The sequence below is a fragment of the Microbacterium sp. zg-Y818 genome (assembly GCF_030246905.1).
Classification (GTDB): domain Bacteria; phylum Actinomycetota; class Actinomycetes; order Actinomycetales; family Microbacteriaceae; genus Microbacterium.
In genome coordinates this window covers 1,724,390-1,743,163 of sequence record NZ_CP126741.1, presented here as the reverse complement: position 1 = coordinate 1,743,163, position 18,774 = coordinate 1,724,390, and the positions used below count along the sequence as shown (strand labels likewise).

Below are 18,774 nucleotides of genomic sequence, written 5' to 3'. Positions count from 1 at the left end.
TGAACGGGGCGGGGTCGACCAGACCCCGCCCCGCTTCCTGTATCCTGGAGTGTCGGCCCTTCGGTTTCGCCTGGGGACGGCGCAGATTCTTTCCCCTCTCCCCGCAAGGAAAATCGATGGCGCACGCCCTCCGTCCGGACCTCCGTAATGTCGCGATCGTCGCGCACGTCGACCACGGCAAGACCACGCTCGTCGACGCGATGCTCCGCCAGACCGGGTCCTTCGGCTCTCACGAGCACATGGAGGAACGCGCGATGGACTCGAACGACCTCGAGCGTGAGAAGGGCATCACGATCCTCGCCAAGAACACGGCGATCACGTACAACGGGCTGCACACCGACGTTCCGGTGACGATCAACGTCATCGACACGCCGGGTCACGCCGACTTCGGCGGCGAGGTCGAGCGCGGCCTGTCGATGGTCGACGGCGTGGTGCTGCTGGTGGATGCCAGTGAGGGTCCGCTGCCGCAGACGCGCTTCGTGCTGCGCAAGGCGCTCGAGGCGAAGCTGCCCGTCATTCTGCTGGTCAACAAGACCGACCGCCCGGACGCGCGTATCGCAGAGGTCGAAGAAGAGGCCCACGATCTGCTGCTGGGCCTCGCGTCCGACCTGCAGGACGATGTTCCCGACCTCGATGTCGACGCTCTGCTCGACGTTCCCGTGGTCTACGCCTCGGGTCGTGCGGGAGCCGCCTCGACCAACCGTCCCGAGAACGGCAGCCTTCCCGACAACGACGACCTCGAGCCGCTCTTCGAGGCGATCCTGCAGCACGTCCCCGCGCCGTCGTACGACGACGAGGCACCGCTGCAGGCGTGGGTCACGAACCTCGACTCATCGCCGTTCCTCGGTCGCCTTGCGCTCCTGCGCGTCTTCAACGGCACGCTGAAGAAGGGCCAGACCGTCGCCTGGGTCCGTGCTGACGGCACCACCAGCAACGCCCGCATCACCGAGCTGCTCAAGACCCGCGCCCTCGACCGCTACCCGGCCGAGTCCGCAGGCCCGGGCGACATCGTCGCCATCGCCGGATTCCCCGACATCACGATCGGCGAGACGATCGCCGATCCCGATGACGTGCGACCGCTGCCGCAGATCCACGTCGACGAGCCCGCCATCTCGATGACGATCGGCACCAACACCTCGCCGCTGGTCGGCAAGGTGAAGGGTCACAAGCTCACCGCGCGCATGGTCAAGGACCGCCTCGACCGCGAGCTCATCGGCAACGTCTCGCTCAAGGTCGTCGACATCGGGCGTCCCGACGCGTGGGAGGTGCAGGGCCGCGGCGAGCTGGCGCTGGCCATTCTCGTCGAGAACATGCGCCGTGAGGGCTTCGAGCTGACCGTCGGCAAGCCCCAGGTGGTCACCAAGAAGATCGACGGCAAGACGTACGAGCCGTTCGAGCACCTCACGATCGACGCCCCCGAGGAGTACCTCGGGGCGATCACGCAGCTGCTGGCCGCCCGCAAGGGCCGCATGGAGAACATGACCAACCACGGCACCGGCTGGGTGCGCATGGAGTTCATCGTCCCCTCGCGCGGTCTCATCGGCTTCCGCACCGAGTTCCTCACCACCACCCGCGGCACCGGCATCGCCAACGCGATCTCGCACGGCTACGAGCCGTGGGCAGGGCACATCCAGACGCGTCAGAACGGCTCGGTCGTGGCTGACCGCTCCGGTGTGGTCACGCCCTTCGCGATGATCGCGCTGCAGGAGCGGATGTCGTTCTTCGTGCAGCCCACGCAGGAGGTGTACGAGGGCATGGTGATCGGCGAGAACTCGCGCGCGGACGACATGGACGTGAACATCACCAAGGAGAAGAAGCTCACCAACATGCGTGCGGCGAGCTCCGACACCTTCGAGTCGATGACGCCGCCGCGGCTGCTGACGCTCGAGGAGAGCCTCGAGTTCGCCCGCGACGACGAATGCGTCGAGGTCACTCCCGAGATCGTGCGCATCCGCAAGGTGAACCTGGACGGCAACGAGCGCGCCCGCAACACCGCCCGGCTCAAGCGCCAGGACGCCAACGCCTGACGCCCTCGCCGCTAGCATCTTCGGGTGAGCGAAGGGACGTCTGCTGACGGGGCGGATGCCGCCCGTCAGGTTCGCCGGGCGACGCGCGAAGGGCTGGGGGTGGCACTTGCCACCAGCGCCTACGGCGTGTCGTTCGGCGCCCTCGCAGTGGCATCCGGTCTCGACGTCTGGCAGACCTGCGTATTGAGCCTGGTGATGTTCACCGGCGGCTCGCAGTTCGCCTTCGTCGGGGTCATCGGCGCCGGCGGACTGGCCGCCGTCCCCGCGGCGATCGCCTCGGCGTCGCTGCTGGGGGTGCGCAACGTCGCCTACGCGATGCGCATGGCGCCGGTCATCGGAGGGCCGCTGTGGCGGCGAGCGGCGGCGGCGCAGTTCACCATCGACGAGTCGACGGCCGTCGCTCTCGCCCAGACCGCGCCCCGGGCGCGGCAGATCGGCTTCTGGGTCACGGGCCTCGGCATATACGTCGGGTGGAATCTCTCGACGCTGATCGGCGCGCTTCTCGGGGACCTGCTGGGCGATCCGCGCGCGTATGGGCTCGACGCCGCCGCTGCCGCAGCGTTTCTCGCGTTGCTGTGGCCGCGCCTGCGCGAGCGCCAGGCGATCGCGGTGGGCAGCGCGGCCGCCGTGGTGGCGACAGTGCTCACGCCCCTGCTCATGCCGGGACTGCCCGTGCTCATCGCCGCCCTGGTGGCTGTCGTGGTGGGTCTGTTCAACTGGTTCGCCTCACCCGCGAGCGCCAACGCCTTCGGTGACCCCGACGACGTCCCCGAGCGGGAGGGGCTGCCTTGACCCTGTGGAACGCCGTTGTCCTGGCGGCGATCATCTGCGTCGCGCTGAAGGCTGTCGGGTATCTCATCCCGCCGAAGGTGCTCGAAGCACCCCGCCCCGCACGCGTGGCCGACCTGCTCACCGTGGCGCTGCTGGCGGCCCTGGTGGCGGTGCAGACGCTCGGCGTCGGACAGGGCGTCGTCATCGACGCGCGTCTGCCCGCCCTCGTCGTGGCGGCGGGGCTGCTGCTGCTGCGCGCCCCCTTCCTGGTGGTCGTGCTGGCCGCCGCGGGCACGGCTGCGCTGCTGCGGCTGTGGGGGTTGGCGGCGTGACCGGCCGCCTAGACTGCTGAGGTGGAATCGACCAGGGCGCGCGTGCTGACGTGGATCATCGCCGTCGTGACCGGCTTCGTGTACGGGGTCGCCGGGACCGTCTCTCATTCCTACGCCCTCGGGTGGTTCCCGCTCGGTCTCGTGCTGTCCATCGTCGGAGTGTCCGCGCTGCTGGTGGCTGTGCGGCTGCTGACCGCGGACCGGTGGGTCGCCTTGGCAGCTGGTATCGGTGCGATGGCCGCGACCCTCCTGTTCTCGGGCCCCGGCCCCGGCGGCTCGGTCATCGTCCCCGCCCCGACGGACGGAATGCTCTCGGCCGGCGTCGTCTGGACGATCGCCGTGCCCCTCGTCGTCGCGGTCGTCGTCGCCTGGCCCGACCTGTCACGCCTCCCGGATGCGAAGAGGTCGCCTAGACTGGGGGAGTGACGTATGTGATCGCCCTCCCGTGCGTCGATGTCAAGGACCGCGCCTGCATCGACGAGTGCCCTGTCGACTGCATCTACGAGGGTGAGAGGTCGCTGTACATACACCCCGATGAGTGCGTGGACTGCGGCGCCTGTGAGCCGGTCTGCCCCGTCGAGGCGATCTACTACGAAGACGACCTGCCCGCCGAGTGGGCGGACTACTACACCGCGAACGTCGAGTTCTTCCAGGACATCGGCTCGCCCGGTGGTGCCGCGAAGACGGGTGTGATCAAGCACGATCACCCGATCATCGCCGCTCTCCCGCCGCAGGCCTGACGTGGGGGTCAGTGACCTCGCCGACTACCCCTGGGATGCCGTGGCGCCCTATGCGGCCACAGCACGATCCCATCCGGGCGGCATCGTCGACCTCTCGATCGGGTCTCCCGTCGATCCCACGCCCGCGGCCGTAGCGGGGGCGCTGGCGGCAGCCACCGACGCCCACGCCTACCCGCAGACTGCCGGTACGCCGCTCCTGCGCGAAGCGATCGTGCACTGGTTCGAGCGTCGGCGCGGCGTGCCTGCGCTCACGCCCGATCACGTGCTGCCCACCGTCGGCTCGAAGGAGCTCGTGGCGCTGCTGCCGCTGCTGCTCGACCTCGGACCCGGCGACATCGTCGTGCACCCGCGTGCGGCCTACCCGACCTACGAAGTCGGAGCGCGGCTGGTGGGCGCGACTCCGCTGGCGACCGACGACCCGGCCGAATGGCCCGAAGCGACCCGTCTGGTGTGGCTGAACTCGCCCGGCAACCCCGACGGACGTGTGCTCGACCACGACGAGCTTCGCCGCGCCGTCGCGCGGGCTCGCCAACTCGGCGCCGTGATCGCAAGCGACGAGTGCTATGCCGAGCTCGGCTGGGAAGGGCGTTGGGCCGACGATCCGGTTCCCAGCATCCTCGACCCGCGCGTCACGGATGGCGACCTCGGCGGCGTGCTGTCGGTGTACTCCCTGAGCAAGCAGTCGAACCTCGCCGGTTACCGCGCGGCGTTCCTCGCCGGGGATCCGGCTCTGGTCTCCCGCCTGCTGACCGCCCGTAAGCACCTGGGTCTCATGCTGCCGGCGCCGGTGCAGGCCGCCGCGGCGGCGGCCCTCGCCGACGACGCCCATGTCGCGGACCAGAAGGCGCGCTACCGGAGTCGGCGCGAGGTGCTCAAGCCTGCGCTCGAGGCTGCCGGTTTCCGCATCGACCGCAGCGAGGGCGGGCTGTACCTGTGGGCCACCGAGGGTCGCGATGCGTGGGAGAGCCTCGGCCGGCTGGCCGAGCATGGCATCCTGGCGGGCCCCGGCCACTTCTATGGGCCGCACTTCCCCGAGCACGTGCGCTTCTCTCTCACCGCGACCGATGAGCGCATCGCCGAGGCGGCGCGGCGGCTCACGCATCCGTAGCATTCATCCACCGGATCTCCCCATCCTTTGGCGGGGAACGGAGTAGGCCCGACAGCCCGTTAGGCTGTATTCACCGACGACCCCGACCGCAAGGAGGCTTCGTGAGCGACGCGAGCACCCAGCAGCCAGAAGCCCCCCAGTCCGTAGCCACGGTCACGATCGGGGAGCGCACGGCAGAACTGCCCATCCTGCGCGGGACGGACGGTGCCGCCGGCGTCGATCTGTCGACCTTCACCAAGCAGACCGGGCACACGACCCTCGACTACGGGTTCGTGAACACCGCGGCGACGAAGTCGGCGATCACCTACATCGACGGTGATGAGGGGATCCTCCGCTACCGCGGCTACCCGATCGAGCAGCTGGCCAAGAACAGCACGTACCTCGAGGTGGCCTGGCTGCTGCTGTACGGCGAGCTGCCCACTGCCGACGAGCTCGGTGCGTTCGACGAGCGCATTCGCCGGCACACCCTGCTGCACGAGGACATCAAGCGGTTCTTCTCGTCATTGCCGCACACGGCGCACCCCATGTCGGTGCTCTCGTCGGCGACGGCGGCGCTGTCGACCTACTACGAGAACCAGTCCGACCCGAACAACCCCGAGCACGTGGAGATCAACACCATCCGCCTGCTCGCGAAGCTCCCCGTCATCGCCGCCTACGCGCACAAGAAGAGCGTGGGTCAGGCGTTCCTCTACCCCGACAATTCGCTGAGCTTCGTCGACAACTTCCTGCGCCTGAACTTCGGCGTCATGAGCGAGCAGTACGAGATCAACCCGGTCATGTCACGGGCGCTCGAGCGTCTGCTGATCCTGCACGAGGACCACGAGCAGAACGCGTCCACCTCGACCGTACGCCTGGTCGGCTCCACCGGCGCCAACCAGTTCTCGTCGATCTCCGCCGGGATCAACGCCCTGTACGGGCCGCTGCACGGCGGCGCCAATGAGGCCGTTCTCGACATGCTGGCTCGCATCCGCGACTCCGGCGAGAGCGTGCAGCGCTTCGTCGAGCGTGTGAAGAACAAGGAAGACGGCGTGAAGCTCATGGGCTTCGGGCACCGGGTGTACAAGAACTACGACCCGCGCGCGAAGCTCGTGAAGGAATCGGCCGACGAGGTGCTCACCGAGCTCGGGGTGCACGACCCGCTGCTGGACCTCGCCAAGGAGCTCGAAGAGATCGCACTCAACGATGCGTACTTCCAGGAGCGCCGGCTCTACCCGAACGTCGACTTCTACACCGGCGTCATCTACAAGGCCATGGGCTTTCCGACCCGCATGTTCACCGTGTTGTTCGCGATCGGCCGGCTTCCGGGCTGGCTCGCCCACTGGCGCGAGATGCAGAACGACCCGCAGACGAAGATCGGCCGCCCGCAGCAGCTGTACACCGGCGCCGGACGCCGCGACTACCCCGGGGTGTAAGCCCGTTCCGCGGCGGCCCGCGCCGTCGCAGCGGTAGGGGTGACCAGGATGCCCCTCGCCGGGTAGCGTGACTCCCGCACGACCTGCCGTACGAGCGGAGGCGCCATGTGGGAACAGACGACTGACCCTTTCGGGAGCATCGGACTCTCGGCCCTCGTGGCGGCCATTCCGATCGTGGTGTTCCTGGTCTGCCTGGTCGCGATCAAGCTGAGCGGCATCCTCTCGGCCATCATCGCCCTGGTCGTGCAGATCATCGTGGCCATGTGGCCGTTCGGGATGCCGCTGGAAACGGTCGGCGGGTCGGCGCTGATCGGCGTGCTCACCGCGATCTGGCCGATCGCCTACATCATCGTCATGGCCGTGTGGCTGTACCGACTGGCGGTGGCCAGCGGAAGATTCGACGTCATCCGCGCCTCGATCGGGGGCATCTCCGGCGACCAGCGCATCCAGGTGCTGTTGATCAGCTTCGCGTTCGGGGCCTTCCTCGAGGGCGCGGCCGGATTCGGCGTTCCGATCGCCATCTGCGCGGCGCTGCTGGTGCAACTCGGGTTCCGGCCGGTGCGCGCCGCCATGATCTCCCTGGTGGCGAACGCCGCGGCCGGAGCCTACGGCGCCATCGGCATCCCGGTGATCGTCGGCGCACAGGTCACCGGTATCGACGTGATGGTGCTGTCGCGGTCGATGGTCGTCATCCTGCAGCCGCTGACCCTGCTGATCCCGTTCCTGCTGGTGATGATCCTGGACGGGCGGCGCGGCCTGCGCGAGACGCTGCCGGCGACCCTGCTCGTCACCGTGGTCTTCAGCGGCATCCAGGGCGGTGTGCTGTGGTTCCTGGGCCCGGAGCTCGCCGACCTCGGCGCGGGGCTCGGCGCGATGGTGGCCCTCTTCCTGCTTGGGCGGGTCTGGCAGCCCAGGCGGCAGTTCCGTGAAGACGGGTCGGAGGCCCCGGCCGCCGAGCGCCACAGCCTCGGCCAGATCGCGTCCGCCTGGAGCCCCTTCTACATCCTGACCGCCTTCATCCTGGTGTGGAGCCTGCCGGCGTTCAAGAACCTCTTCGCGGAGGGTGGCGCGCTGGCCGGCACCGTCTTCGCCATTCCGATCCCGGGGCTGACGGGCGAAGTGACTACGGCAGCGGGCTCGGTCGTCACCGCGACCTGGGGCTTCACGCCACTCAATGCGACCGGCACGGCCATCCTCCTCGCGGTGATCGTGTCGTACCTCACCACCCCGAGATCCCGCCGCCCGTCGCTGGGCGGGGAGCTCGTCGGCACCGTGCGGTCGCTCTGGCAGGCGCTGGTGCTCATCGCGCTGATCCTGGCGCTGGCGAACATCGCCAACTACGCCGGGGCGTCGACGTCCATGGGCAACGCCCTCGCCGCGATCGGCCCCCTCGTGCCGCTGCTGGCGCCCATCATCGGCTGGATCGGCGTGTTCCTCACCGGGTCGGTGGTCAACAACAACACCCTCTTCGCGCCGCTGCAGGTCGCGACCGCGCAGGGCATCGGGGCCGACCCGGCCCTGCTGGTGGCAGGAAACACCGCCGGCGGCAACACAGGGAAGGTCATCTCGCCGCAGTCGATCGCGATCGCCGCGGGGGCGGTGGGGCTCTCGGGCCGCGAGAGCGAGATCCTGCGGGCGTCGATCCTCTACAGCGTCGGGATGCTGGCCTTCATCTGCCTCTGGTGCTTCACGCTGTACATGGCATTCTGACGCTCAGGCGTGCAGGGCTTCGTTCAGCGTGACGCCCACGCCGGTGCGCTCGACCGCCTCGACCGCACCGGTCAGGGAGTTGCGACGGAACAGCAGGCCCGACCGCCCGGAGAGCTCTGCGGCCTTCACGACCTGCGGCGTGCCGTCATGGCGGGTGGGCCCGCCCGCGAGAACGACCTTCGTTCCGGCCGTGACGTAGAGACCGGCCTCGACGACGCAGTCGTCGCCCAGTGAGATGCCGATGCCGGCGTTCGCGCCGAGCAGCGTGCGGGCGCCGATCGACACGCGGTGGCTGCCGCCCCCCGACAGCGTGCCCATGATCGACGCGCCCCCGCCGACGTCGCTGCCGTCGCCGACCACCACCCCCTGCGAGATGCGGCCCTCGATCATGCAGGCGCCGAGCGTGCCGGCGTTGAAGTTGACGAAGCCCTCGTGCATGACGGTGGTGCCGGGGGAGAGGTACGCGCCCAGTCGCACGCGAGCCGTGTCGGCGATGCGCACCCCGGCAGGCGTGACGTAGTCGGTCAGACGCGGGAACTTGTCGAGGCCCTGCACCTGGATGCCGTGGCGCTGCAGCGACGGCCGCAGTGCGGCGGCGTCTTCCGGCAGCATCGGGCCGGCGTTGGTCCACGCGACGATCGGGAGGTGACCGAAGATGCCGTCGAGATTGAGGGCGTTCGGCTCGACGAGGCGGTGCGACAGGGCGTGCAACCGCAGATAGGCGTCGGGCGTGGAGGACGGTGCGGCATCCAGGTCGATCTCCAGCGACACCGGCGACACGGTCACGCTGCGACGCTCGTCGCGTCCGGTGAGTCCCTCGAACTCAGCCTGGGCGTCGACGTCCACTGGGCGGTGCCCCGTCTCGGGGTGGGGGAACCAGGCGTCGAGCACCGTGCCGTCAGCGGCGGTGGTCGTCAGTCCCGTGGCCCAGATCCATCGTGCATCGCTCATCCCTCCAGAATATCGGCCGGTGCGCGCTGGCTAGACTCGGGGGATGCCACGGCTCGACCTCAGCGCATCCTCTCTCGACCTCACGCGGGCGATCTGCGACATCCCCAGCGTCTCGGACGACGAGACGACGCTCGCCGACGCGATCCATGAAGCCGTTGCCGCGCTGCCGCACCTGCAGGTGCACCGCGACGGCGACACGATCGTGGCGCGCACCGACCTCGGCCGCGCGCAGCGCGTCGCCATCGCCGGGCACATCGACACCGTTCCCGTGAACGCCAACCTGCCCACGCGCGACATCGAGATCGACGGCGAGCCCTACCTGTGGGGACGGGGCACCGTCGACATGAAGGCGGGAGTGGCGGTACAGCTCAAGCTGGCCGCAGAGCTCGTCGACCCGCGGGTGGACATCACCTGGCTCTGGTACGACCACGAAGAGGTCGAGGCGTCGCGCAGCGGGCTGACGCGCCTCGCGCGCACCCGCCCCGACCTGTTCGCCGCGGACTTCGCGATTCTGGGCGAACCCTCCGACGGCGAAGTCGAAGGGGGATGCAACGGCACGCTTCGGGCGGTGGTGCGCACCCACGGCTCCCGCGCCCACAGCGCGCGGGCCTGGATGGGAGTCAACGCGATCCACGCCGCAGCCCCCGTGCTCGCGCGCTTGACGGACTATGAGCCGCAGCAGATCGAGGTGGAGGGCCTGGTCTACCGCGAGGGTCTCAACGCGGTGCGCATCACCGGCGGCGTCGCCGGCAACGTCATCCCCGATCTCTGCGAGATCGAGGTGAACTACCGGTTCGCCCCCAGTCGCGACGCCGCCGAGGCGGAATCGCACGTGCGCGAGATCTTCACGGGATACGAGGTGGAGATCACCGATGTCGCCGAAGGCGCGCGTCCCGGCCTCGACGCCGCGCTGGCACAGGAGTTCGTCGCGGCTGTCGGCGCGGTGCCCCGCCCCAAGTACGGCTGGACCGACGTCGCGCGGTTCTCGGCGCTGGGGGTGCCCGCCGTGAACTACGGTCCGGGCAACCCGCACCTGGCCCACCACGACGAGGAGCGCGTGGCGGTCTCGCAGATCGAGGCCGTGGAGCGCGGTCTGCGCGCATGGCTGAGCGGCGCCTGACCACCCGCATCGCTGGACGTTGGGAGGCGCTCCCGGCGTCCCTGCGCATCGGGGTGCTCTACCTCGGTGCGCGTCTGGTCACGACCGGCTTGCTGCTGCTGGCCGCCCGCGCCTCGGGGCCGGGATCGCGGTTCGGAGCGGACGCCTCACTGGCGGACCTCCTCGCCGGGTGGGACGCGCAGTGGTACTGGCTGGTGGCGGTCTCGGGCTACCCCACCGAGCTGCCCCTCACCGACGGCGGCCAGGTGGCCGAGAACGCGTGGGCCTTCCTCCCGGTGTACCCGGCGGTCGCGGCCGTGGTCGGCGCACCGCTGGGATCGTGGGTGGCCGGGGCGTCCATGGTGTCGCTGGTCGCGGGGTACGGCGCCACCTACGTGCTCTATCGGCTGCTCCGCGAGCGGATCGGCGCACGCGCGGCGCTCTGGGCCGCGGTGCTGTTCGCATCGTCGCCGCTGGCGGCCCTGTTCCACGTCGGTTACGCGGAGTCGCTGTTCCTCCTCCTGCTCCTGCTCGCACTGTGGCAGGTGCAGCGACGCCGGTACGCATGGCTCTACCTGCTCGTGCCTCTCATGGGGTTCACCCGCCCCGGAGTGCTGGCGGTCTCGCTGTTCCTCGCGCTCCACGGCATCCACCGATGGGTGATCCGTCGTGACACCCCCCTTCCGGGGCGGGATGTCGTGCACATCGTCGCGACAGGGCTCCTCGCCGCCGTGGTCGGGTTCTCGTGGATCGGCATCGCGGCGCTGGTGACCGGGCGGCCCGACGCGTATCTGGCCACCGAGCTGGCGTGGCGCCGCGTCTGGCTTCCGAATGCCGAGGCGGGCTTCGTGCCCTTCGAAGGCGTCGTGCAGGCGAGCGCCTTCTGGGCGAGTCAGCTGGGTCTGCCGCCGGCGGTGGGGGTGGTGGTGCTCGTGGCCGCGGTTGCAGGAGCGGCGCTGTGGCTGTGGCGAGGGCGAACGGCGCGCCGTCTGGGGGTCGACCTGCGCCTGTGGTCGGCGAGTTACCTGCTCTATCTGCTCGCGGTCTTCTTCCCGCAATCGAGCACATTCCGGCTGCTGCTGCCGCTTTCGCCGCTGTGGGGAGCGGTCGCCGTGCCCCGATCGTGGGTATGGCGTATCGGGGCGCTGGTGGTGTGTCTGGTCGCCCAAGGGTGGTGGATCCACGAGATGTACGCCCTCGGCGACACCTTCTGGCGCGTGCCCTGAGCGACTCCTCCGCGCGCCTCGTTCATCCGGCGTCGGTTTCACACGATAAACTCAGGGACCACACCTATATGGAAAAGGAGCCCGTAATGGCAGCCATGAAGCCGCGAACCGGGGATGGACCGATGGAGGCCGTTAAGGAGGGGCGCCTGATCATCGTGCGCGTCCCGCTCGAGGGTGGGGGTCGCCTGGTCGTTTCCGTCAACGACGACGAGGCGAAAGAGCTGTACAGCGTCCTCGGCGGCGTTGTGAACCCTGCGTGACACGCTCCCTCCGCGAAGCGGCCGGTCAGTTCTGACCGGCCGCTTCGTTGTTCGCCGTCAGTGGGCGACGGTGGTCAGCTGCAGCAGCCCTTCGCCGACGATCGACAGTGCCCCGATGACAGCGGGGGAGGACTGCGTCTCCTGGATGAGGGAACGGTAGGCGCTGGTCACCGCGTCGCGCCGTACCGGGTCGGCCACCGCACCGCCGTGCAGCACACGCGGCACGAGGACCGTGCCACCGGCGCGGACCAGTCGCAGACCGTGCTCGACGTACTCGATGACGCCCTCCGGATCGGCGTCGATCAGGACGATGTCGTAGGACGCCTCGTTCATGCGAGGCAGGACGCTCGATCCGCGCCCGGTGATGAAACGTGCCCGGGCGGGCGCGACACCCGCCGCGGCGAAGGATTGGCGGGCCGCGCCCAGGTGCTCGGGCTCGACGTCGATGGTGGTCAGCGTCGCCCGCGGCGAACCGTGCAGCAGCCAGAGCCCGGAGACCCCCGCCCCGGTGCCCACCTCCACGATGTTCAGCGCCTTGGACGCCGCGGCGATGACCGCGCACTGGGCACCGACCGGAGCGCTGATGGGATCGGCGCCGAGCTCCAGCGCGTGCGCGCGTGCCCTGCTGATCGCGTCGGGTTCGACTGTGACTTCGGCTGCGAACCTGCGGTTCGCGTCGTGCTCGCCCATGGGACCTCCAGCTGTCAGCGTACGCGGCCGGAGCGCCGCGACCGGTCAGGCGCACGGGTAACCTGGAGGCATGGTTTTCGGGCTCACGTGGGAGAAGCTGCTGCTGATCGCCGTGATCGCCGGCATGCTGATCGGACCCGACCGACTGCCCGGGTACGCCGAGGCCCTTGCCCGGTTCACCGTGCGTGTGCGGGAGTGGGTCTCGGGTGCGAAGACCCGCGTCAAGGAGGAGATGGGCGAGGACCTCGACGACGTCGACTGGCGCAAGCTCGATCCTCGCCAGTACGACCCCCGACGGATCATCCGTGAGGCGCTCCTCGACGACGCGCCCACGCCCACGGTGCGAGCGGCAGCGGCCGGCGCCGCGGTGACCGCTGCTGCGGCCCCGACGCCGACGTCACCGCCGGTGAAGCGCCCCGAGGGGCCGCCACCCTTCGATTCGGAGGCGACCTGAGCCGCTGAGGTTCAGGCGGGGGAGAAGGGCAGGGATCGGCCGACGAGACCGCGCCCCTGCGCGAGCAGAATGTCTGCGAGTGCGGTGATCGCAGCCGCTGCCGGGTCGCCGGGGGCACCGAGCACCACGGGGACCCCGGCGTCGCCGCCGGCACGCAGCGCCGGGCTGAGCGGCACCGTTCCCAGCAGCGCAACGGCGTGACCGTCGGTCGACAGCGCCTGAGCCACCGCTTGCCCGCCGCCCGAGCCGAACAGGTCGAGCACGGTGCCGTCGGGCAGGGTCATGGCGGCCATGTTCTCCACGACGCCGATCACGCGCTGACCGGTCTGGCGCGCCACCAGCCCGCTGCGCACAGCCACATCGGATGCCGCCGCCTGGGGCGTCGTGACCACGAGCACCTCGGCGTGGGGGAGGAACTGACCCACCGAGATGGCGACGTCTCCGGTGCCGGGAGGCATGTCCAGCAGCAGTACGTCGAGGTCCCCGAAGTACACGTCGGTGAGGAACTGCTGCACTGTGCGGTGGAGCATGGGTCCGCGCCAGGCGACGGCGCCGGGCGTGGCGGCATCGCGGGGGAGGAACATGCCGATCGAGATCGTCTTCACTCCGTAGGCCACCGGCGGAAGCATGAGCTCGTCGATGCGCGTGGGCTGGGGCGGCAGCCCGTCGGGTCCGACGAGTCCCAGCAGCGCCGGAATCGAGAACCCGTGCACGTCGGCGTCGATCAGCCCGACGGCCGTCCCGCGGGCGGCGAGGGCCACGGCGAGGTTGGCGGTGAGCGTCGACTTGCCGACGCCGCCCTTGCCGCTGGTGACGGCGATCACGCGGGTGAGGGAGTCGGGACCGAAGGGAATCTGCCGCGCAGCGCGCCCGCCGCGCAGGCGCTCCGTCAAAGCAGCACGCTGCGCCGGGGTCATCACACCCACGCGTACGTCGACGGCGGTGACGCCGGGGACGGATGCCGCGGCGGTGCGGACGTCGGATTCGATGCGGGCGGCGGCGGGGCAGCCGACGATGGTGAGGTCGACCCCGACCTGAGCGACGCCGTCGTGCACCGCGACGTCGCGCACCATGTCGAGCTCTGACAGGGGGCGGCGCAGCTCCGGGTCGACCACAGCGCCGACTGCCGCGCGCACGGCGTCGTCGAGGGGGGTCACGACCGGCCCGTTCCGTCTTGGTGTCCCTCGCGCCCGCCGTCGGCCTCGAGGTCGGGGTGTCGGGGTGCGGGGGCGTCCTGTGCGGCCCGGTCGCGCGCGGCATCCCGGTCGTCGAGCTGCTCGAGGGCACGGGCCAGCTCCTGGCGTAGGACGTCCTTCGTGACCACCTCCCTGGTCACATCCGTCAGCGCCATGCGCAGCGCCACGATCTCGCGGGCCAGGTACTCGGTGTCGGCGAGGTTGCGTTCGGCGCGCTGGCGGTCCTGCTCGATCTGCACGCGCTCACGGTCGTCCTGGCGGTTCTGCGCCAGCAGGATGAGTGGCGCCGCGTACGACGCCTGGAGCGAGAGCATGAGCGTCAGCGCAGTGAAGCCGTTGGCGGCGGAGTCGAACCGCAGGTTCATCGGCGCCAACGTGTTCCAGCTGAGCCAGACGATGCAGAACAGGCTCAGGATCAGCAGGAACAGCGGCGTGCCCATCGCGCGGGCGATCCACTCGGTGAAACGGCCGAACCGGTCGCTCGACGGCTGCGGCTGGCGGGGAAGCACGCCGGGCCGCCCGCGGGGCGCCTCGAGCGAGGCCTTCTTCGCGCGTACCATCAGCGCTTCCCCGTCGGCGTTCCGGGCCGCAGGGCTGCCGCGGCGTGTGGAGCGGGTTCGGGTGAGCGCCAATCCTCGGGCAACAGGTAATCCAGCACGTCGTCGACGCTGACCGCTCCGACGAGGTGGTGCCCCTGGTCGACCACGGGAAGGGACACGAGGTTGTAGGTGGCGAGCAGCCGCGCCACCTCGGAGGCGGGAGCCGTCGCCGGGACCGCTTCGATCGAGTCGTCGATGATGGCACCCAAGCGCTCGTGCGGCGGGTAGCGCAGCATGCGCTGGAAGTGGACGACCCCGAGCAAACGCCCGGTCGGCGTCTCGAACGGGGGGAGGGTGATGTACACCGAGGCGGCGAGGGCGGGGTGCAGCTCGTGGCGGCGGATGAGCGCGAGCGCTTCGGCGACGGTGTTCTCGGCCGACAGCACGATCGGCTCGTTGGTCATGAGACCGCCGGCGGTTTCCGGACCGTACTCGAGGAGCGCGCGGACGTCCTCGGCCTCGTCAGGCTCCATCAACTCGAGCAGCTGGGCGATGCGCCCCTCGGGGAACTGGCCGAGCAGGTCGGCGGCGTCGTCGGGCTCCATGTGGTCGAGGATGTCGGCGGCGCGCTCGTCGCCGAGGCGCTCGAGGATGTGCATCTGGTCCTCCTCGGGCATCTCCTCGAGGGCGTCGGCGAGCCGGTCGTCGGGCAGCTCTTCAGCGACTTCGAGCAGGCGCTCGGCGGGGAGGTCCAGCAGGGTGTTCGCCAGGTCGGCCGCGTGGAGCTCGGAGTATGTCGCCACCAGCTGCTCGGCTGACTGGGCCTCGCCGGGCGCCTGGTCCTCACGCACCTCGTTCCACGCCGCGAACGTCGTGGGGCCCTTCGCGAACGGCGAGGCGCTCGTCTTGGGGCGCCGCAGGAAGAGCTGAGACACGTCCCAGTCGCCGATGCGGTTGCGGTCGATCGCAACGTCTTCGATAACGGCGGTGCCGCTGCCGTCGCGCAGGTAGACCCGGCGTCCCAGCAGCTCGGCCATCACGCGCACCTCGCCGCCGCGCTGCTGGAACCGCCGCACGTTGATGAGGCCGGTCGTGATGACCTGGCCGGTCGCGATCGAGGTGACGCGCCCGATGGAGAGGAAGACGTGGCGCCGGCCGGGGATCTCGACCACCAGCCCGATCACGCGTGGCGGGTCGTCCTTGCGGAAGATGACCACGACATCGCGGACCTTGCCGAGGCGGTCGCCGGCGGGGTCGAAGACCGCGCAGCCGACCAGCCGCGCGACGAAGACCCTCTGCGTGCTCACCCGACCCAGCGTAGTCGGCGTCGCGGGCCGCCCGCCCCGGGCCCGCCGCGACACCGCGTGCGAAGATGGGGGGATGAGCATGATGGGGCCGTTCGGCTCGGGGCGCAACGCGGTCGGCGATACGGTGGCGAGCTTCACCACGTACGAGGCCGCCCAGAAGGCCGTCTCGGCGATGATCGCGGCAGACGTGCCGGCGCGTGACATCGCGATCGTCGGGCAGGACCTGCGGTCCATCGAGAAGGTGACGGGCCGGCTCGGCTACGCCACCGCCGCCCGGCAGGGCGCCATAAACGGACTGCTGCTGGGACTGCTCTTCGCCGCGATCTTCGTGCTCGGCACACCCGAGGTGCCGATCCAGCTGTTCGTCGGGGTGCTCTTCGTCGGCATCGCCGTGGGCATGCTGATGAGCATCATCACCTATTCGCTCATCCGCCGACGCCGGGACTACGCCTCGATCACCCAGGTCGTCGCCGACCGTTACGACGTGACGGTGTTGCCGGCGAGCGTGCACAAGGCCCGCCAGGCGCTGGGACGCGTCGATGCGCCGGTGGCCTCGCCCGTAGACCCCGGCGCGACGCCCGCGCCGGGCCAGGCGCCCGCGCCGCGTCCCCCGCTGGACGACCCGAACGAGCCGCCCCGGTACGGTGAGCGAATCGTGCCGCCCACTCCGGCCGCGCCGCAGGGCGACGACGCCGCCGGCGAGGGCTCCCCGAGGACATGATCGACGGACTCACCGTCGCGCTTCCCGCCGGTGAGGTGACGGTCTCCGCCGCATTCGAGGCGCCCGAGGACGCCTGGGCGACGATGGCGGTCGCTCACGGTGCCGGTGCCGGATACTCGTACCCGTTCCTCGTCGGTTTCGCGCGCGGCATGCGTGCCGCGGGCGTCGCGACCCTGCGTTTCAACTTTCCGTACGTGCAGGCGGGCCGTCGCATGCCGGGGCCGGCCGCACACGCGGTGGCCACCTGGCGGGCGGCCGAGGCGGCACTGCGCGCCGAGGCGCCGGGGCTGGCGATGTGGGCGGCGGGCAAGTCGTACGGCGGCCGCATGGCGTCGATGGCTGCGGCGGAGGGCCTCATCTCGCCCGCGGGACTGGTGTACCTCGGCTACCCCCTGCATCCGCCGGGCCGCCCCGACAGACCGCGCGTCGCGCATCTGCCCGATGTCGGGCCGCCGCAGCTGTTCGTCGAGGGGACGAACGACCCGTTCGTCGACCCGCACGAGCAGCTCGCCGATGCGGTCGCGTCGTGCCGGGATGCCGCGGTGCACTGGATCGACGGGGGAAACCACTCGTTCGAGGTGAAGGGGCGCAAGCGCCCCGCGGACGACGTGGGAGAGAGTCTGGCGCCGATCGTCGCCGCGTGGATGCGCGCGCACTCCTGACGCTGCCGGCGGGACACCGCGCACCTCGCTACGGTGCGCTGCCTTGCGTCGTCGGGAGCGCGGCCGGGAGTCCGCGCTCATCCGCAACCCTGTGCTGGCTACGCACCAGCTTGATCGACACGGCCTAAAACGGTGGCGGAGCCCCGCTGGCGGCCGACGCTGTGAACTCGAGGGTGCGGGGCGGCACGTCGGTGTACACCCGGCCGGTGGGACTGGTCCACACGAGCACTCCACCGCCGTGCTGCACCACGGTCCATGCGGTGTTGTGCTTGAGGGTGTGGTGCCGCTTGCAGAGGTGTGCCAGGTTGCAGACGCGGGTGGGGCCGCCGTGGGCGTGGTCGATGGCGTGGTCGATGTCGCAGTGCCAGACGCTGGTGCGGCAGCCGGGGAACCGGCAGTGCTCGTCGCGGGCGCGGAGAAGGCGGCGTTGGGCCTGGGTGGGGCGGTAGTTGTCGGTGTGTTCCACGGCCCCGGTGTCGGCGTTCAGGTGCAGCCGGTCCCAGGCGGGGGCGAGGGAAGCGAGGTGGCGGGCGGTGTCGGGGTCGACCGGCCCGTGTCCGCGGAACGTGGCCGGGATGTTCTGGCCGGTGAGGGTGGCGGCGGGGATGGTGACCTCGATGTGGGCGATGAGCGCGTCGGTCTCGCAGAGGGTCGCGTCGGAGGCTTCGGCGGTGGCGTGTGCGGTGAGCAGCAGGTCGGAGAACACGTCCGCGCGCCGCTGATCCATCGTCCGGCAGTCTGCGGCAGTGGGTGGTTCTGACGTGTCGTCCGCTACGTCGGCCGCCTCGCCCACCTCGGCCGCCTCGCCCGCGGTACGGTCGCGGAGCGCGCGGGCGTATCGGGTGAGGCGGTCGCGGATGCCGTAAGCGAGCGGTGCCGGCAGCAGGGCGACCAGTTCCGCCATCCCGTCGTCCAGGTCCCGCACCCACAGCCGCCGAGTCTCCGCCGCGGTGGCGTGTCGTTCCGTGAGCGGGACGGGGTCGATGCGGTGCGCGAGGGTGGTGATGACCGGCTTCGCCCGCCCCGCCGTCTCCCGCTCCGCCACGGCCAGCGCGGCCTGCTCGAACACCGCCCGCACATCAGGGTCGGTGATCCGCGCCCCGGCGTCGTCGATGACCCGGACGTGGGCGATGTCGATCCGCCCCTGCGCCAACGCCGTCACGGTGGCGGGGAACCGTTCGCGCAGCAGGGTGGCGTGGTGGATGCGGTTCTGCATGCCCCGGTCGGACTGGCGCAGCGCCGCGCCCAGTTCCGCCGCGACGGACCGCAACGGCATCTCCCGCTCCCGTTGCGCGGCGATCGGGATCTGCGCGGTCTGCGCCGCGGCGATCGCCCCCGCCCGCGCCAGCAGTCCCAACTGCCAGGCTTGGAGCGCGGCGAGCTGACGGTCGGCATCCACCATCGCGGCCACCACATCCGTCAACGACGACACGTCATCCGTCAACGACAACACGTCATCCGTCAACGACAACACGTCGTCGCGAGTGGTGGTCGGGGAGCTGTTCATGCCCCTTATTCTGCCGAGGGCCACCGACATTGACGGAACGCAAATCCCCGGTCACCCGCTGG

20 protein-coding genes are annotated in these 18,774 nt (G+C 70.4%); 14 read left to right on the top strand and 6 right to left on the bottom strand.

Annotated elements, in window-relative coordinates; genetic code table 11:
- The first annotated feature begins 116 nt into the window (after positions 1-116).
- The 8 genes from typA to QNO21_RS08105 all read left to right on the top strand — a co-directional run bounded on the left by typA (position 117) and on the right by QNO21_RS08105 (position 8,100).
- Positions 117-2,027, top strand: coding sequence for a translational GTPase TypA (gene typA, locus QNO21_RS08140; RefSeq protein ID WP_257519189.1), 1,911 nt, complete (start codon positions 117-119; stop codon positions 2,025-2,027).
- A gap of 24 nt (positions 2,028-2,051) precedes the next feature.
- Positions 2,052-2,819 (top strand): AzlC family ABC transporter permease, encoded by a 768-nt coding sequence (locus QNO21_RS08135; RefSeq protein ID WP_257516459.1) that lies wholly within the window; start codon positions 2,052-2,054, stop codon positions 2,817-2,819.
- Complete coding sequence (locus tag QNO21_RS08130) at positions 2,816-3,130, top strand: AzlD domain-containing protein (RefSeq protein ID WP_257516460.1); 315 nt, start codon at positions 2,816-2,818, stop codon at positions 3,128-3,130. The genes QNO21_RS08135 and QNO21_RS08130 overlap by 4 nt, the downstream gene beginning before the upstream one ends.
- A gap of 21 nt (positions 3,131-3,151) precedes the next feature.
- Positions 3,152-3,556 (top strand): histidinol dehydrogenase, encoded by a 405-nt coding sequence (locus QNO21_RS08125; RefSeq protein WP_257519188.1) that lies wholly within the window; start codon positions 3,152-3,154, stop codon positions 3,554-3,556.
- On the top strand, positions 3,553-3,870 hold the full coding sequence (gene fdxA, locus QNO21_RS08120; protein ID WP_257516462.1) for a ferredoxin: 318 nt from the start codon (positions 3,553-3,555) through the stop codon (positions 3,868-3,870). Before QNO21_RS08125 ends, fdxA begins: the two co-directional genes overlap by 4 nt.
- 1 nt (position 3,871) lies before the next feature.
- Positions 3,872-4,978, top strand: a complete 1,107-nt coding sequence (gene dapC, locus QNO21_RS08115) for a succinyldiaminopimelate transaminase (protein ID WP_257516463.1) — start codon at positions 3,872-3,874, stop codon at positions 4,976-4,978.
- Between the two features lie 101 nt (positions 4,979-5,079).
- Positions 5,080-6,390 (top strand): citrate synthase, encoded by a 1,311-nt coding sequence (locus QNO21_RS08110; RefSeq protein WP_257519187.1) that lies wholly within the window; start codon positions 5,080-5,082, stop codon positions 6,388-6,390.
- Positions 6,391-6,495: 105 nt separating this feature from the next.
- The gene (locus tag QNO21_RS08105; RefSeq protein WP_257519186.1) at positions 6,496-8,100 is read left to right on the top strand and encodes an L-lactate permease; all 1,605 of its coding nucleotides are present in this window, start codon (positions 6,496-6,498) and stop codon (positions 8,098-8,100) included.
- Between the two features lie 3 nt (positions 8,101-8,103).
- On the opposite strand, the gene dapD is transcribed toward QNO21_RS08105, so the two are convergent.
- A complete protein-coding gene (gene dapD, locus QNO21_RS08100; RefSeq protein ID WP_257519185.1) occupies positions 8,104-9,051 on the bottom strand; it encodes a 2,3,4,5-tetrahydropyridine-2,6-dicarboxylate N-succinyltransferase in 948 nt (315 codons plus the stop codon).
- A 43-nt stretch (positions 9,052-9,094) separates the two neighbouring features.
- Between dapD and dapE the strand changes: the two genes are divergently transcribed.
- From dapE to QNO21_RS08085, 3 genes are all read left to right on the top strand, one after another.
- Positions 9,095-10,171, top strand: coding sequence for a succinyl-diaminopimelate desuccinylase (gene dapE, locus QNO21_RS08095; protein ID WP_257516244.1), 1,077 nt, complete (start codon positions 9,095-9,097; stop codon positions 10,169-10,171).
- A complete protein-coding gene (locus QNO21_RS08090) occupies positions 10,153-11,376 on the top strand; it encodes a putative hexosyltransferase (RefSeq protein WP_257519184.1) in 1,224 nt (407 codons plus the stop codon). Before dapE ends, QNO21_RS08090 begins: the two co-directional genes overlap by 19 nt.
- 86 nt (positions 11,377-11,462) lie before the next feature.
- Positions 11,463-11,636 (top strand): DUF3117 domain-containing protein, encoded by a 174-nt coding sequence (locus tag QNO21_RS08085; RefSeq protein WP_257493131.1) that lies wholly within the window; start codon positions 11,463-11,465, stop codon positions 11,634-11,636.
- Positions 11,637-11,693: 57 nt separating this feature from the next.
- Here QNO21_RS08085 and QNO21_RS08080 read toward each other — a convergent pair whose 3' ends face one another.
- Positions 11,694-12,326 (bottom strand): O-methyltransferase, encoded by a 633-nt coding sequence (locus QNO21_RS08080; protein ID WP_257519183.1) that lies wholly within the window; start codon positions 12,324-12,326, stop codon positions 11,694-11,696.
- Between the two features lie 70 nt (positions 12,327-12,396).
- Between QNO21_RS08080 and QNO21_RS08075 the strand changes: the two genes are divergently transcribed.
- Entirely contained in the window at positions 12,397-12,780 is a 384-nt protein-coding gene (locus QNO21_RS08075) for a twin-arginine translocase TatA/TatE family subunit (protein WP_257519182.1), read from the top strand.
- A gap of 11 nt (positions 12,781-12,791) precedes the next feature.
- On the opposite strand, the gene QNO21_RS08070 is transcribed toward QNO21_RS08075, so the two are convergent.
- Genes QNO21_RS08070 through QNO21_RS08060 form a run of 3 tightly spaced genes read right to left on the bottom strand, consistent with a single transcriptional unit; the run spans position 12,792 to position 15,822 of the window.
- Positions 12,792-13,937, bottom strand: a complete 1,146-nt coding sequence (locus QNO21_RS08070) for an Mrp/NBP35 family ATP-binding protein (RefSeq protein ID WP_257519181.1) — start codon at positions 13,935-13,937, stop codon at positions 12,792-12,794.
- On the bottom strand, positions 13,934-14,536 hold the full coding sequence (locus QNO21_RS08065) for a DUF1003 domain-containing protein (protein WP_257519180.1): 603 nt from the start codon (positions 14,534-14,536) through the stop codon (positions 13,934-13,936). The genes QNO21_RS08070 and QNO21_RS08065 overlap by 4 nt, the downstream gene beginning before the upstream one ends.
- Positions 14,536-15,822, bottom strand: a complete 1,287-nt coding sequence (locus QNO21_RS08060; protein WP_257519179.1) for a magnesium transporter MgtE N-terminal domain-containing protein — start codon at positions 15,820-15,822, stop codon at positions 14,536-14,538. Before QNO21_RS08060 ends, QNO21_RS08065 begins: the two co-directional genes overlap by 1 nt.
- Before the next feature lie 73 nt (positions 15,823-15,895).
- Between QNO21_RS08060 and QNO21_RS08055 the strand changes: the two genes are divergently transcribed.
- Positions 15,896-16,543: a YflT domain-containing protein gene (locus QNO21_RS08055; protein WP_257516442.1), complete on the top strand. Its 648-nt coding sequence runs from the start codon at positions 15,896-15,898 to the stop codon at positions 16,541-16,543.
- Positions 16,540-17,205, top strand: coding sequence for an alpha/beta hydrolase family protein (locus tag QNO21_RS08050; protein ID WP_257519178.1), 666 nt, complete (start codon positions 16,540-16,542; stop codon positions 17,203-17,205). Before QNO21_RS08055 ends, QNO21_RS08050 begins: the two co-directional genes overlap by 4 nt.
- 124 nt (positions 17,206-17,329) lie before the next feature.
- On the opposite strand, the gene QNO21_RS08045 is transcribed toward QNO21_RS08050, so the two are convergent.
- Positions 17,330-18,712 carry an HNH endonuclease signature motif containing protein gene (locus QNO21_RS08045; protein ID WP_257519177.1) on the bottom strand — a complete coding sequence of 461 codons (1,383 nt, stop codon included), beginning with the start codon at positions 18,710-18,712 and terminating at the stop codon, positions 17,330-17,332.
- Positions 18,713-18,774 lie beyond the last annotated feature (62 nt).

What these genes read in the sequence shown, in the direction of transcription:
- dapD (WP_257519185.1), bottom strand. Translation starts at nt 9,051, where the DNA reads ATGAGCGATGCACGATGGATCTGGGCCACGGGACTGACGACCACCGCC.
- typA (WP_257519189.1), top strand. Translation starts at nt 117, where the DNA reads ATGGCGCACGCCCTCCGTCCGGACCTCCGTAATGTCGCGATCGTCGCG.
- QNO21_RS08085 (WP_257493131.1), top strand. Translation starts at nt 11,463, where the DNA reads ATGGCAGCCATGAAGCCGCGAACCGGGGATGGACCGATGGAGGCCGTT.
- QNO21_RS08045 (WP_257519177.1), bottom strand. Translation starts at nt 18,712, where the DNA reads ATGAACAGCTCCCCGACCACCACTCGCGACGACGTGTTGTCGTTGACG.
- QNO21_RS08105 (WP_257519186.1), top strand. Translation starts at nt 6,496, where the DNA reads ATGTGGGAACAGACGACTGACCCTTTCGGGAGCATCGGACTCTCGGCC.
- dapE (WP_257516244.1), top strand. Translation starts at nt 9,095, where the DNA reads ATGCCACGGCTCGACCTCAGCGCATCCTCTCTCGACCTCACGCGGGCG.
- QNO21_RS08075 (WP_257519182.1), top strand. Translation starts at nt 12,397, where the DNA reads ATGGTTTTCGGGCTCACGTGGGAGAAGCTGCTGCTGATCGCCGTGATC.
- QNO21_RS08050 (WP_257519178.1), top strand. Translation starts at nt 16,540, where the DNA reads ATGATCGACGGACTCACCGTCGCGCTTCCCGCCGGTGAGGTGACGGTC.
- QNO21_RS08090 (WP_257519184.1), top strand. Translation starts at nt 10,153, where the DNA reads ATGGCTGAGCGGCGCCTGACCACCCGCATCGCTGGACGTTGGGAGGCG.
- QNO21_RS08055 (WP_257516442.1), top strand. Translation starts at nt 15,896, where the DNA reads ATGAGCATGATGGGGCCGTTCGGCTCGGGGCGCAACGCGGTCGGCGAT.
- QNO21_RS08080 (WP_257519183.1), bottom strand. Translation starts at nt 12,326, where the DNA reads ATGGGCGAGCACGACGCGAACCGCAGGTTCGCAGCCGAAGTCACAGTC.
- QNO21_RS08065 (WP_257519180.1), bottom strand. Translation starts at nt 14,536, where the DNA reads ATGGTACGCGCGAAGAAGGCCTCGCTCGAGGCGCCCCGCGGGCGGCCC.